Origin of the sequence: Flavobacterium sp. KACC 22758 (genome assembly GCF_028736135.1) — a bacterium.
Classification (GTDB): Bacteria; Bacteroidota; Bacteroidia; order Flavobacteriales; family Flavobacteriaceae; genus Flavobacterium; species Flavobacterium johnsoniae.
This window is the reverse complement of the sequence record NZ_CP117878.1, coordinates 1,426,234-1,439,470: the sequence shown is the minus strand read 5'-3', so window position 1 is coordinate 1,439,470 and position 13,237 is coordinate 1,426,234. Positions and strand designations below refer to the sequence as shown.

The 13,237-nt window shown below is 32.8% G+C and carries 15 protein-coding genes; 9 read left to right on the top strand and 6 right to left on the bottom strand.

Going from position 1 to position 13,237, the window contains the following annotated elements; all coding sequences use genetic code 11:
- The first annotated feature begins 73 nt into the window (after window positions 1-73).
- Window positions 74-1,351 carry a peptidase T gene (gene pepT / locus PQ462_RS06120; protein WP_274252751.1) on the top strand — a complete coding sequence of 426 codons (1,278 nt, stop codon included), beginning with the start codon at window positions 74-76 and terminating at the stop codon, window positions 1,349-1,351.
- 1 nt (window position 1,352) lies between these two features.
- Entirely contained in the window at window positions 1,353-1,940 is a 588-nt protein-coding gene (locus PQ462_RS06115; RefSeq protein WP_121362896.1) for a YdeI/OmpD-associated family protein, read from the top strand.
- A 242-nt stretch (window positions 1,941-2,182) separates the two neighbouring features.
- Here the strand turns inward: PQ462_RS06115 and yajC are convergent, their stop codons facing one another.
- The 3 genes from yajC to PQ462_RS06100 all read right to left on the bottom strand — a co-directional run bounded on the left by yajC (window position 2,183) and on the right by PQ462_RS06100 (window position 4,846).
- Complete coding sequence (yajC, locus tag PQ462_RS06110; RefSeq protein WP_012024270.1) at window positions 2,183-2,458, bottom strand: preprotein translocase subunit YajC; 276 nt, start codon at window positions 2,456-2,458, stop codon at window positions 2,183-2,185.
- Between the two features lie 78 nt (window positions 2,459-2,536).
- Window positions 2,537-3,448 carry a transcription antitermination factor NusB gene (nusB, locus tag PQ462_RS06105; protein ID WP_149208531.1) on the bottom strand — a complete coding sequence of 304 codons (912 nt, stop codon included), beginning with the start codon at window positions 3,446-3,448 and terminating at the stop codon, window positions 2,537-2,539.
- Between the two features lie 291 nt (window positions 3,449-3,739).
- A complete protein-coding gene (locus tag PQ462_RS06100) occupies window positions 3,740-4,846 on the bottom strand; it encodes a Glu/Leu/Phe/Val family dehydrogenase (RefSeq protein WP_274252750.1) in 1,107 nt (368 codons plus the stop codon).
- Window positions 4,847-5,051: 205 nt separating this feature from the next.
- On the opposite strand from PQ462_RS06100, the gene PQ462_RS06095 reads away from it, so the two are divergent.
- From PQ462_RS06095 to PQ462_RS06080, 4 genes are all read left to right on the top strand, one after another.
- Window positions 5,052-6,830, top strand: coding sequence for an ABC transporter ATP-binding protein (locus tag PQ462_RS06095; protein WP_274252749.1), 1,779 nt, complete (start codon window positions 5,052-5,054; stop codon window positions 6,828-6,830).
- Window positions 6,831-6,898: 68 nt separating this feature from the next.
- Entirely contained in the window at window positions 6,899-7,267 is a 369-nt protein-coding gene (locus PQ462_RS06090; RefSeq protein ID WP_044047683.1) for a PUR family DNA/RNA-binding protein, read from the top strand.
- Between the two features lie 137 nt (window positions 7,268-7,404).
- Entirely contained in the window at window positions 7,405-8,235 is an 831-nt protein-coding gene (locus tag PQ462_RS06085; RefSeq protein WP_274252748.1) for an alpha/beta hydrolase, read from the top strand.
- Window positions 8,236-8,254: 19 nt separating this feature from the next.
- Entirely contained in the window at window positions 8,255-8,800 is a 546-nt protein-coding gene (locus tag PQ462_RS06080) for an RBBP9/YdeN family alpha/beta hydrolase (protein WP_274252747.1), read from the top strand.
- A gap of 59 nt (window positions 8,801-8,859) precedes the next feature.
- Here PQ462_RS06080 and PQ462_RS06075 read toward each other — a convergent pair whose 3' ends face one another.
- Window positions 8,860-9,195, bottom strand: coding sequence for a tRNA-binding protein (locus PQ462_RS06075; RefSeq protein WP_274252746.1), 336 nt, complete (start codon window positions 9,193-9,195; stop codon window positions 8,860-8,862).
- A gap of 126 nt (window positions 9,196-9,321) precedes the next feature.
- Here PQ462_RS06075 and PQ462_RS06070 point away from each other — a divergent pair, with 126 nt between their 5' ends.
- The 3 genes from PQ462_RS06070 to PQ462_RS06060 all read left to right on the top strand — a co-directional run bounded on the left by PQ462_RS06070 (window position 9,322) and on the right by PQ462_RS06060 (window position 11,753).
- Window positions 9,322-10,215: an alpha/beta fold hydrolase gene (locus PQ462_RS06070; RefSeq protein WP_274252745.1), complete on the top strand. Its 894-nt coding sequence runs from the start codon at window positions 9,322-9,324 to the stop codon at window positions 10,213-10,215.
- A gap of 192 nt (window positions 10,216-10,407) precedes the next feature.
- Window positions 10,408-10,962, top strand: a complete 555-nt coding sequence (locus PQ462_RS06065) for a thioredoxin family protein (protein ID WP_274252744.1) — start codon at window positions 10,408-10,410, stop codon at window positions 10,960-10,962.
- Window positions 10,963-11,354: 392 nt separating this feature from the next.
- Entirely contained in the window at window positions 11,355-11,753 is a 399-nt protein-coding gene (locus tag PQ462_RS06060; RefSeq protein ID WP_012024260.1) for a GreA/GreB family elongation factor, read from the top strand.
- Between the two features lie 108 nt (window positions 11,754-11,861).
- Here the strand turns inward: PQ462_RS06060 and PQ462_RS06055 are convergent, their stop codons facing one another.
- Window positions 11,862-12,170: a cytochrome c gene (locus PQ462_RS06055; protein ID WP_274252743.1), complete on the bottom strand. Its 309-nt coding sequence runs from the start codon at window positions 12,168-12,170 to the stop codon at window positions 11,862-11,864.
- Between the two features lie 101 nt (window positions 12,171-12,271).
- Window positions 12,272-13,204, bottom strand: a complete 933-nt coding sequence (locus PQ462_RS06050) for a peptidylprolyl isomerase (RefSeq protein ID WP_274252742.1) — start codon at window positions 13,202-13,204, stop codon at window positions 12,272-12,274.
- Window positions 13,205-13,237 lie beyond the last annotated feature (33 nt).

Genomic DNA, 13,237 nt, shown 5'->3' with positions numbered 1-13,237 from the left:
CTATTTTTTGGAAGGCAGACAGCAAAATATACCTCCTAAAAAAAATGTTTATATTTGCTAAAAATAAAAAGAAATGCAACATATCATAGATCGTTTTATCAGTTATGTAACAATTGATACTGAATCAGATCCGAATTCGAAAACAACACCAAGTACAGAAAAACAATGGAATCTTGCCAATAAATTAGTTGAAGAACTAAAAGCAATTGGATTAACAGATGTTACTATAGACGACAAAGCTTACATTATGGCAACACTGCCAAGCAATGTCGATCACGAAGTGCCTACAATTGGTTTTGTTTCTCATTTTGATACTTCACCAGATTTCAGCGGTGCCAATGTAAAGCCTCAAATAGTAGAGAATTACGATGGAAAAGATATTATTTTAAACGCTGAAAAAAACATCATTTTATCTCCGGATTACTTTAAAGATTTATTACAATATAAAGGGCAGACGATTATTACAACTGACGGAACAACTTTATTAGGAGCTGACGATAAGGCGGGAATTACAGAAATTGTTTCAGCAATGGAATATTTAATTCAGCATCCGGAAATAAAGCACGGAAAAATCAGGATTGGTTTTACGCCAGATGAAGAAATCGGTCGCGGCGCACATCATTTTGATGTTGAAAAATTTGGCGCTCAATGGGCTTATACTATGGACGGAAGCCAGATTGGCGAATTAGAATATGAAAACTTTAATGCTGCAGGAGCAAAAATTACTTTTAAAGGAAAAAGTGTTCATCCGGGTTATGCAAAAGGTAAAATGATTAATTCTATGCTTTTGGCTAATGAATTTATCAACGAACTTCCAAAAGGAGAAACGCCTCAGGAAACTAAAGGTTACGAAGGATTTTTCCATGTTCACCATTTAACAGGAAGCATTGAAGAAACTGTTTTAGAATTGATAATTCGCGATCACAACAAAAAGAAATTCGAAAAACGTAAAGAGCTGATTGAGAAAATTGCGAAAAAATTCAATAAAAAATTTGCAAAGAAATTTGGCGAAGATATTGTAATTACCGAGATAAGAGACCAATATTACAATATGAAGGAAAAAGTACTTCCGGTAAAACATATTGTGGATATTGCCGAAAAAGCGATGCGCGAATTAAACATAAAACCTATCATAAAACCTATTCGCGGCGGAACTGACGGTTCTCAGTTATCTTTTATGGGTTTACCTTGTCCGAATATTTTTGCGGGCGGGCATAATTTCCACGGAAAATACGAATATGTTCCCGCAGAAAGCATTCAAAAAGCAACTGATGTAATTGTAAAAATTGCAGAATTGACTGCGATTCCAGGAGCTTTTGATGCGGCAGAAAAACCTAAAAGAACAAAATAAAGTGGAAACGAATTCTGACAAAAAACACGTTTGGGACAAAGTCAATCAATGGGAAGAAGAACTTCTTTTTCTAAAAGCAATCATTGACAAAACTGAACTGGTCGAAACCACAAAATGGGGAGGTCCAATTTATGTTTACAACAAAAAAAATGTTATCGGAATTGGAGGTTTTAAAAATTATTTTGCAATTTGGTTTCTAAATGGTGTATTTCTGAAAGATGAAAAAAAGAGACTGATAAATGCTCAAGAAGACAAAACAAAATCAATGCGTCAATGGCGTTTTACTTCAAAAGAAGAAGTAAACGAAAAAGAAGTTCTTGAGTATATTTTAGAAGCAATTGAAAATGAAAAAGAAGGAAAAGTCATAAAACCTTCAAAAAAAGAAACCATTGTTTCAGAACTTCTTGAAAAAGAAATGATTCAAAACCCGGCTTTAAAAGATGCTTTTGAAAAATTTACTCCTTATAAGAAATACGAGTTTCTGGAATATATTGAAAGTGCAAAACAGGAAAAAACAAAACTCGCAAGAATCGAAAAAGTTATTCCGATGATTTTAGGAAATATTGGATTAAACGACAAATACAGATAGTTAAATTCAAAATTATAAGCAATACGAGACCTTTGTCAAAGTTTAAAACTTTGACAAAGGTCTTTTTTTTACGTAAAGTAATGTCATTGCGAGGAACGAAGCAATCTCACGATGCTTATTACACATGCTTATATTAGTGCGGATACTTCGTTCCTCCAATTACATTACATGCGTTTTGCTTAAACAAAAAATCCCAAACTCCTTTTTGGAATTTGGGATTTTTAAAATATTGTAATTTAAAATTAAGCTTTCTTATTCAAAGCTGCGCTCAATTCTAAAGAAATAGCTGAACGCTCTAATTTTAATTTTCCTGACATAGTTTCGATTACTACAGTAGTTTCTGCTAATTCAGCAATTTTACCGTGAAATCCGCTTTTTGTTACTATTTTGTCACCTACTTTCAGGCTGCTTTCAAATTCTTTTTCGTTTTTAGCTCTTTTTTGCTGTGGTCTGATCATAAAGAAATAGATTACCACAAACATTAAAAGGAACGGTGCAAATTGACTTAATTGTCCCATAATTAAATTCTGTTTTTGATTTATATTAATATTTTCTTTTTGGAATTTTCTATTCTTAAACTGGAATTTCTTCTAAAATTACATTAACCCTCTTCCCACTTTCACCATTTTTTTACTGGCTTCAAGCTCTTTTACAAGATTATCTAAAATTCCGTTGATAAAAATACTGCTTTTTGGCGTAGAATACTCTTTTGCAATTTCTAAATATTCGTTAAGAGTTACTTTTACAGGAATCGAAGGGAATTTTAAGAATTCGCAAATTGCCATTTTCAGGATAATTGTATCGATTTCTGCAATCCTTTCACTGTCCCAATTTGGCGTTTTATCGTCGTATTCTTTTGCTAAAACAGCTTCGTTTAAAACAGTTCTTCTAAATAAATCTTTTGCAAAATCTTTATCCTCAACATCTTTATACAATTTAGGAACTCTAAATTCGTCGGGATTATCAGTTTTAATTGCTTTTAACTGCTTAATAATGTGCGTATTTACAACCGGAATATCATCAACCCAAGTTAATTTATCATCCTCCAAATATTCATATAATTTATCATTTGGAACAATAACTTCAGCAAATAAATCAGCAATAAACTGTTTGTCTTCTTCAAAAGTATTGACATTATTGCTCATATACTTTTTGTAAATATCACTTGCTTTAATATCATTTAAAAGCAAAATAATATAATCATCATTTAATGACCAGTTATTGATTTTACGGTTTTCTAAAGCAATGCTAAGGGAATTACTTTCGGCAAGAAGCTGAAAGATTTTGTTTTTAATGAACTTTTCGTTCGGATTACGTTCTGCTGGAGTTGCAAGATGTTTTTTGCTTGATAGATGTAAAAAAACTGATTCTTTTTTGCATATTTCAATCAATGAAGAAAGCATTATCAGATATAAGTCCTGAATATTATCAATACTGTAGAAAAGAAATTTTTCTTCTTTTTCCATATTATCAGAACCGCTTTGATGCATTGCATAAATGGACTGCATTACTTTAATGCGTATGTGTCTTCTATTTACCACCTCGTAAGAACATTTAAAAATTAGTCTGCAAAATTAGGAATTTCAATCCTGATATTAAAATTAATTCGTAAAAAAGTCGTGCTTTTGGATTAGAGTTTGCAGTCGCAGTCACCGTTTATAGTATTATATTAGGAATCAGATAAAAAAAAGTATCTGTTTACAGCAGTAAAGAATTGCATAAAAAAAGTCCCAGTCACAATTTTCAAAATCTGAAAACTCTGACTGAGACTGTAAACTAATAATAAAAAACTCTAAAAATTATTTCTTAGCGTTTTCGATTTTTCTTGCATCAATACGATTTTGAGCAATTGTAAGTGCCGCTTTATGAGTTGTGATTCCGTTTTTAGCAGCGTAATCGATAATTTCTAAAGTTGTATTATAGATATTTTCTGTTTTAGACATGATCTCAGCTTTGCCATAATGCTCTAATTCAGCATAAACATTGATGATTCCACCAGCATTAATCAAGAAATCCGGAGCGTATAAAATTCCTCTTTCTTGTAATCTTGCACCGTGAACATTTTCATCAGCTAACTGGTTATTTGCTGCTCCGGCAATAACTTTAGCTTTAATTTTATCTACAGTATTGTCGTTAATTGTTGCTCCCATTGCACATGGCGCATAGATATCTACATCGGCAGTATATAAATCTTCACCTGTATAAATAGCGGCATTGTATTTTGAAGCTGCCTGATATAATTTTTCTTCGTTGATATCAGTAATTGTAACTATCGCTCCTTCTTTAGTTAAATAATCAACCAAAGTTTCACCTACGTGGCCAATGCCCTGAACCAAAACTTTTTTACCTTCCAGAACATCAGAACCAAACTGACTTTTAGCAGCTGCTTTCATTCCTAAATAAACTCCGTAAGCTGTTACAGGAGAAGGATTTCCAGAACCGCCTCTTTCTTCAGAGATTCCGGTAACATAAGGCGTTACATCTCTTACAGTGTCCATGTCTTTAGTTTCCATTCCAACATCTTCAGCTGTAATATATCTTCCGCTCAAAGAGTGTACAAATTCACCAAATTTACGCATTAATTCAGGCGTTTTTTGAGTTTTTGCATCTCCAATAATAACCGCTTTTCCACCGCCAATATTCAGACCGGTAATAGCTGATTTATAAGTCATACCTCTGGAAAGACGCAAAACATCGTTTAATGCTTCCCACTCGGTATTATAATTCCACATTCTTGTACCTCCTAAGGCTGGTCCCATAACAGAATTATGAATACCAATAATTGCTTTTAAACCTGTATCTTTGTCATTACAAAATACAATTTGTTCGTGATCATCAAAAGATAACTGACCAAAAACAGGGTCCATTTTTTGAAGTTCCTTTCCAGTTGCGAAAGCTGCATTCATAGTGTTAGTTTTAATTTGTTTAAAAATTATGAATTCGTCAAAAAGACAATCCAAACATAAACAAAAAATACACATGTGCTAATTTTTTATCCATAAAATAACAATTTTACAATATAATTGTTTTGATTAAATTGCATTTTATTATAATTTTATTTAATAATAATTCATAATTCCCAATCAATTCAATATCGAATTTCTTAAAAAAATGAAAGAATTAAGCTATTTAAACAAATATTTCATCAAATATAAATACAGTTTTTCCTTAGGTATTTTAATCACCATAATCGCACAAATATTCTTTTTATTTACTCCAAAACTGGTGAGTCAGTCTTTTGATGTAATTGAGAAGTTTCTCAAATTATCAGAAACTGATCAAAAATCTTCTATAACAACAAACTTTTACCAGCAGGAATTAATTCATAACATCCTTTTGATTATAGGAAGTGCCATTGTGGGAGGTTTCCTGACTTTTTTAATGAGACAAACTTTAATAGTAATGTCACGCCATATAGAATTTGATTTAAAAAACGAAGTTTTCAAGCAATACGAAAATCTTTCACAGAATTTCTACAAGCAAAATCGTACCGGAGATTTAATGAACCGTATAAGCGAAGACGTATCAAAAGTCCGCATGTACGTTGGCCCTGCCGTAATGTACACCATAAATACAGTTATTCGTTTTGCTATTGTTATACTATATATGTATAATGTTTCGCCACTGCTTACGTTATATACTATTCTGCCGCTGCCAATTTTATCTTATTGTATCTTCAAACTAAGTTCAGAAATCAATAAGCGAAGCACTACATTTCAGCAATATCTTTCAAAAGTTTCAAGCTTTACTCAGGAAATATTTTCAGGAATTAGAGTTATCAAAGCGTATTCATTAGAAAATCAGCACCAAAACAATATGATTGAACTTTCAGACGAAAGCAAACGTAAAAGCTTAGACCTTGCTAAAGTGCAATCGCTGTTTGGTCCTTTAATGATTGCCCTTATTGGAATCAGTAATTTGGTGGTAATTTATTTTGGAGGCGTGATGTACATTAACGGAACTATTCCGAATATTGGTACTATTGCCGAATTTATCTTATATGTTAATATGCTAACCTGGCCGGTTGCATCGCTTGGATGGGTTTCATCTATGGTTCAAGAAGCAGAGGCTTCTCAAAAACGATTAAATGAATTTTTGAAAATTGAACCGGAAATCAAAAACAACAATCCAAATTCATCAGATATTCAGGGCGAGATTGCTTTTGAAAATGTTAATTATACTTATGAAGATACTAATATTGAAGCTTTAAAAGAGGTTTCATTTACGGTAAAAAAAGGAGAAACCCTTGCCATTTTAGGAAAAACAGGTTCTGGAAAATCAACAATATTGTCTTTAATTTCCCGTTTATATGATGTTACCAGCGGAAAAATAACAATTGACGGAAATGAGATCAGCACTTTAAACCTAAATGATTTAAGAAACAGCATAGGAATTGTGCCTCAGGATGCCTTTTTATTTTCGGACACGATTAAAAATAACATCAAATTCGGAAATCAAAATGCGACTGATGAAGAAGTTATTGATGCTGCCAAAAATGCTGTAGTTCACGATAATATCATCGCTTTTAACAAACAATATGATACAATTTTGGGCGAGAGAGGAATAACACTTTCCGGCGGACAAAAACAGCGTGTATCTATTGCAAGAGCAATTATAAAAAATCCTGCTATTTTACTTTTTGATGATTGTTTATCTGCAGTCGATACCGAAACCGAAGAAACGATTTTAAACAATTTATTCGAATTTTGTAAAGATAAAACTACAATAATTGTCAGTCATCGAGTTTCTTCGGCTAAAAATGCCGACAAAATTATTATTCTTGAAGATGGTAAGATTATTCAACAAGGCTCTCATAATCAATTAATAAATCAGGAAGGCTATTATGCGTCGTTATATTTAAAACAACTTTCGGAAAAAGAATTACTTTAATTGTTGCGTAATAGATAATTTTTTATGATTTTTGATTACTATTAATTCCAAAAATGATAGAACGTATTATGAGAGAAAATGACATGTTAGAAAAAGAAGAGATTTTTTCTAAAGTATTACGAGCAGGAAGAAGAACTTATTTCTTTGATGTGAGAGCTACTAAAGCTGACGATTATTATATTACCATTACCGAAAGCAAAAAGTTTACTGAAGAAGATGGTTCTTTTCATTTTAAAAAACACAAAATTTATTTATATAAAGAAGATTTTAGTGCTTTTGCTGAAATATTAGAAGAAATGACTTCATACGTTTTGAACCACAAAGGCGAAGAAGTAATTTCTGAAAGACACCAAAAAGATTTTAAAAAAGAATACAGCTCTGATAAAGCAGAAACGCATAGATCAAGCTTTACCGATATTGATTTTGACGATATTTAGTCTTAATACAACCTTAAAAAATACAAGTCCAACATGTAACACATTTTGGGCTTTTTTTATACTTTAAAATTCTATAATTTTAGTAGATAATCAAATCTCAATTTTAGGCTTTAGATTTAATTTATAATAAACTTGTAATGAGAAAAGTAATATTTTTAGTAACATTCGTTTTAATTACCGTTTCGGCATTGGCACAACAAACCGATTATGAAACCAAATCAAACATTCAATATTATAACACCGCTATAAATAAATCTGACAGTTACATTAACGAAAGATGTGTTCTCGATATTTATTATCCAAAAAACACAAAAGGCTTTGCCACTATTGTGTGGTTTCATGGCGGAGGATTAACAGGAGGAAGCAAAGAAATCCCGGAGGCTTTAAAAAATAAAGGTTTTGCTATTATTGGCGTAAACTATAGATTATCTCCAAAAGCAAAAGCAGCTAAAGCAATTGAAGATGCCGCTGCAGCAGTAAGCTGGGCATTTAACAATATTGCTAATTATGGAGGAGATCCATCTTCAATTTTCGTTTCAGGACATTCGGCAGGAGGATATCTGGGAATGATGATTGGCTTAGATAAAAAATGGCTGCAAAAAGAAGGAATCGATGCCAACAGAATTGCGGGACTTATTCCGTTTAGCGGACAATGTATTACACATTTTGAAATTAGAAGAGAAAACGGAATTCCGGAAAAACAACCTATAATTGATACGTTTGCACCTTTGTATCACGTTCGCGCCGATGCTCCGCCGCTTTTATTAATTACAGGAGATCGTGAATTGGAAATGTTAGGCCGTTATGAAGAAAACGCTTATATGGCCAGAATGATGAAACTGGTTGGACATACACAAACAAAACTATACGAATTAGACGGTTATGGACATGGAATGACGGAACCTGCTTTTCCTTTATTGGTAAATGAAGTCAACCGAATTTTAAAAGAAAAACAAACTAAAAAATAAATACAATAATTCCACGGCAATGGAAACACAACTATTAATTTTACCGGGATTAGGAAATTCCGGAGAGAAACACTGGCAGACCTTTTGGCACGAAAAATTTAAAAATTCAATTCGTCTGGTTCAGGACAATTGGGATGAACCTGTACGCGAAGACTGGATTTCCCGTTTAAACGAAGCAGTTTCAAAACTTGAAAATCCAACTATTTTAGTAGCACACAGTCTGGCAGTTTCATTAGTATTGCACTGGGCAGAAACACATTCAAATAAAAATATAATTGGCGCTTTACTTGTGGCTCCAGCCGATGTTGATTCACCTGAACATACACCGGATATTATCAGAAATTTTTCGCCTATGCCGCTTTACAAACTACCTTTTCCATCAATAGTAGTAGCCAGCGAAAACGATCCTTACGCCTCATTCGAAAGAAAACAATATTTTGCAGAAAAATGGGGAAGTGATTTTGTAAACGTCGGTCAACAAGGACATATCAATTCAGACTCCGATTTGAAATATTGGGAAGAAGGACAGGTTATTTTGCAACAGTTAATTTCTAAAACTAAATAGTTCGCAGTCTCAGTTTACAATTTTACATTGAGACTGAGACTGAAAACTGCGACTGAAAACTAGCCAATACGCAATCCGTTTGGAATTTTAAAATCCGGGGCAAGTAAAATAACATCTCCCTCCTCGCCTACAGCTCCAAGAACCAGACATTCGCTCATAAATTTTCCAATTTGTTTTCTTGGGAAATTTACAACCGCCACTATCTGTCTGTTTACTAAATCTTCTTTGTTATATCGTTTTGTAATTTGTGCCGATGATTTTCGGATACCAATTTCTGCACCAAAATCTATTGTAAGCTGAAAAGCAGGTTTTCTCGCTTCGGGAAAATCATTAACTTCAATGATTGTACCTACACGCATATCGGTTCTTTCAAACTCGTTCCAGGTTAAATCCATTTTTATTCTTTATTTACAAACCTATAAATTTTGTAACGAATATACCTAATTCTATAACCCATTTTTTTACTCTCGAATTAATTTTACGATACAGGTTTAGTAACTAACTAGAAAAAGATGTAAAAAATGGAAAATAGTATAATAAACTCAAATCCAACTCTAAGAGATTTAGACTTCGATATTCATCAGTTAAATACAGATAAATATATAGAAACGGCCAAAAATGTAAAACTTTATGTAAAGGATTACGGAAAAGGAAAACCCGTTATTTTAATTCACGGATGGCCTCTTTCTAACGAAATGTGGGAATATCAAATTGAATTTTTGGTTAAAAATAATTATCGTGTAATTGCTTATGACCGTCGTGGTTTTGGTAAATCGTCTCAGCCTTGGGATGGCTATGATTATGATACTCTAAGTGATGATTTAAGTGAAATCATAGAACAGCTAGAATTAGAAAATGTGACTTTAGTGGGCTTTTCGATGGGCGGCGGTGAAGTAGTTCGATATTTTAGCAGACATCAGGGAAAAGGCGTTACAAAAGCCGCTCTTATTTCGTCTATTATTCCATTTTTATTAAAAACTGAAGATAATCCAGAAGGACGTCCAAAAGAAAAAACCGAAGCAACTGCTGCCTCAATACATGAAGACAGAATAGGCTTTTTGGATAATTTTGGAAAAATATTTTTTGGTGTAAACATTATCAATAAACCTTTAAGCACGCCTTTGTTAGAATATTACAGAGATTTATGTTCTGCAGCTTCACCAAGAGCTACATTGCAATGTGCAGAATCCCTAAACACTACCGATTTTAGAGACGAACTGCATACTATTAAAGTTCCAACTTTAATAATACACGGAACCGACGATAAAAATGTTCCTATTGAAGTGAGTTCAGAAAAAACCGCCAAAGCAATACAAAACAATACTTTTATTGTTTATGAAGGCGCACCACACGGCTTATTCTATACCGAAAAAGACAAATTAAATAAAGATTTACTTGAGTTCTTGAATTCATAAAATAAGTCAGCTGCAGATTACACAGACTAAAAGGACTTTTTGCGGATAAAAATCTGTTATAAAATTTCAAAATCATTTTAATCTGTGCAATCTGTTCAAAAAATTACTCACAGTCAGATACAACAATTTCTTCTTGTACACTTTCTTTTACAGATTTTTAAAGCTATTTTTGAGAATTAATATTCTATAAAAATGGCACGAACTCCTTCAAATATGATTCCGCTTGGGACAATTGCTCCCGAATTTTATTTAAAAGATACTAATTCGAATAATGTCTATTCGTTTGAAGATTTAAAAGGATCAAAAGGAACTCTTGTTATTTTTATGTGCAATCATTGTCCGTTTGTGCTTCATGTTATTAACGAAATTGTCATGATTGCAAACGATTATCGTGTTCAGGGACTTGGAATAATTGCCATTTCAAGCAACGATATTGTAAAATTTCCCGAAGATTCTCCGGAATTAATGACTGATTTTGCTTTACAGCATAAAATAGATTTTCCTTATTTATTTGATGAAACTCAGGAAACTGCCAAAGCTTATGAGGCTGCCTGCACTCCTGATTTTTATTTATTTGACAATCAAAATAAGTTATTTTACAGAGGACAATTAGATGATTCAAGACCCGGAAACGGAATTCCGTTAAGCGGAACTGATTTAAGAAATGCTATCGACGCTTTGATTTATAACCGAATTTTAAACGAAATTCAAAAGCCTAGTATTGGCTGCAATATCAAATGGAAATAAAGATATGTGCGCTTTAAAAAAAGTTTACTATCTTTGCTAACAAACAAACATTACTCATTGTGAGCACTATAACAATATTTACAGTTTCTGCTTTGCTGCTTTCTCTTACAAGAAAGCCGCTTTCTGCTGTATTTATTTCGCATAGTAAGGCCTTTATTAATTAGGCCTCCGTCTATTTCACTTTTCTTCTTTCAGGCGGAGGATTTACATCAGCTTAAGCATTTACGTATTTGACAAAAATCAATTTTGGTCGGATATTTTTTTGTTTTTTCAAACTACATAATTTTCATTTAACGACCTATTTTTAATAGGATAAGGAAAGTTCGTTCTAAACAATACAAAAGAAGAAAAATCATTCAAAAAAAATTAATAACAATAAATTCAATATAGATATGAAACCAACACCCACTTTCTGTAAATCAGACTATCAATTTTTAAGAGAATTGATTTTAAAAAGTAAAAATTCAACTAATACTAAAGAGGCAAATCAGCTTTCGCAAGAGTTAGACCGCGCTGTAATAAGTAAAGAAAGCGAACTGGACAGTTCGGTTATCAGGATTAATTCTCTTGTAACGATTGAAGATGTAAAAGCAAATAAACAAATGAAGATTCAAATTGTTTTACCTTCATATGCAGATGTCAAGCAGAGCAAAATTTCAATTCTGGCACCTTTAAGCGTAGCTATTATTGGTTTTAAAGAAAATGACGAAGTCGATTGGGAATTACCGGCCGGCATTAAAACTTTAAAGATTGTAGCAGTAGATAACTCGGCTGTAGTACATCATTCTTAATTTATAAAACACCTCATCATGTGAAGGTGTTTTTTTATATCTATTTGAAAAATAAAAAAAACCTGTTCAAAAAATACTGAACAGGTTTTTTATTATTTTGAATGCAAATTATAATTGCGAGTGAATATAATTTGTTATTGAAGCCATTTTTACATCATCAAGTTTTGCTTTCTTCTGCATGCGGATTAAAATTGGCTGCCAGTCTTCTTTGCTAAATTTAGTCGGCTCATATAATTTATGACATCTGGCACAACTATTCTCATACAAGTTTTTTCCTTCTGCAAGTTCAGGAGTTAATTCTACTGTCGTATTTGCTGGAGCTGCCGGAGTAGCAGAAGCTACAGAAGCAGATTTTGAAGAACCACATGCTGTTAAAAGCGCAGCTGCAAATACTGCACTTAATATTCTTAATTTCATCTTGTTTTTAAATTTAGTTTTCAAGTAAATTTAAAAAAAATCCCATTCGATTACCGAACGGGATTCTAGTTTAAAACAATTATAAATTGTCTTGTATATTCTTATTTTACGTCCATTAATTCAACGTCGAAAATCAAAGTTGCATGCGGCGGAATAACTCCACCTGCACCAGATGGTCCATAAGCTAAATCAGATGGAATTACAAAACGAGCTTTGTCTCCAACTTGTAATAAAGCAATACCTTCGTCCCATCCTTCGATAACCTGCCCAATTCCTAATTTAAATTCGATTGGTTTTTTACGCGGGTAAGATGAATCAAAAACTTTTCCGTTTTCTAAAGATCCTTCGTAGTGTACAGAAACTGTTTTTCCAGCTTCAGCTTTTTTACCTTCACCTTTTTGAATCATTTTGTAACGTAATCCGCTTTCTGTTTTATCAAAACCAGCTGCTAATTGTTCCATTTTTGCTTCAGATTCTGCTTTTAACGCTGCTTCTCTTTTCATTCTGGCACCTTTTAAAGAAATAAAAGATTCAATTGCATTCCATTTTTGAGCTTCTTCACCAACTCTGATGATTTCTACAGACTCTAATGCATCACCTTGAGCAATAGCATCAACAATATCCTGTCCTTCAACTACATGTCCAAAAACAGTATGTTTTCCGTCTAACCAAGGAGTTGGTACGTGTGTAATGAAAAATTGAGAACCATTAGTTCCAGGACCTGAATTTGCCATAGATAAAACTCCTGGACGGTCGTGTTTTAAACTTGGTACGAATTCATCATCAAATTTATAACCTGGATCTCCTGTTCCAGTTCCTTTAGGACATCCACCCTGAATCATAAAATCAGCGATTACTCTGTGAAAGTTTAATCCGTCATAGAATTTTTGTCCCTGAGGTTTCACTTTATTCTCCATATTCCCTTCTGCAAGAGCAACAAAGTTTCCTACAGTTCCAGGTGTTAAATCGTGTGTAAGTTTTACTAAAATCGCACCTTTGCCAGTGTTGAATTTAGCATATATTCCGTTTTCCATTGTTGTTATTTTTTAATTGAACGCAAATTTACA

Coding starts and splice junctions, on each gene's coding strand:
- PQ462_RS06070 (WP_274252745.1), top strand. CDS start 9,322: ATGGAAAATAGTATAATAAACTCAAATCCAACTCTAAGAGATTTAGAC.
- PQ462_RS06060 (WP_012024260.1), top strand. CDS start 11,355: ATGAAACCAACACCCACTTTCTGTAAATCAGACTATCAATTTTTAAGA.
- nusB (WP_149208531.1), bottom strand. CDS start 3,448: ATGCAGTCCATTTATGCAATGCATCAAAGCGGTTCTGATAATATGGAA.
- PQ462_RS06065 (WP_274252744.1), top strand. CDS start 10,408: ATGGCACGAACTCCTTCAAATATGATTCCGCTTGGGACAATTGCTCCC.
- PQ462_RS06055 (WP_274252743.1), bottom strand. CDS start 12,170: ATGAAATTAAGAATATTAAGTGCAGTATTTGCAGCTGCGCTTTTAACA.
- yajC (WP_012024270.1), bottom strand. CDS start 2,458: ATGGGACAATTAAGTCAATTTGCACCGTTCCTTTTAATGTTTGTGGTA.
- PQ462_RS06095 (WP_274252749.1), top strand. CDS start 5,052: ATGAAAGAATTAAGCTATTTAAACAAATATTTCATCAAATATAAATAC.
- PQ462_RS06075 (WP_274252746.1), bottom strand. CDS start 9,195: ATGGATTTAACCTGGAACGAGTTTGAAAGAACCGATATGCGTGTAGGT.
- PQ462_RS06050 (WP_274252742.1), bottom strand. CDS start 13,204: ATGGAAAACGGAATATATGCTAAATTCAACACTGGCAAAGGTGCGATT.
- pepT (WP_274252751.1), top strand. CDS start 74: ATGCAACATATCATAGATCGTTTTATCAGTTATGTAACAATTGATACT.
- PQ462_RS06100 (WP_274252750.1), bottom strand. CDS start 4,846: ATGAATGCAGCTTTCGCAACTGGAAAGGAACTTCAAAAAATGGACCCT.
- PQ462_RS06085 (WP_274252748.1), top strand. CDS start 7,405: ATGAGAAAAGTAATATTTTTAGTAACATTCGTTTTAATTACCGTTTCG.
- PQ462_RS06080 (WP_274252747.1), top strand. CDS start 8,255: ATGGAAACACAACTATTAATTTTACCGGGATTAGGAAATTCCGGAGAG.
- PQ462_RS06090 (WP_044047683.1), top strand. CDS start 6,899: ATGAGAGAAAATGACATGTTAGAAAAAGAAGAGATTTTTTCTAAAGTA.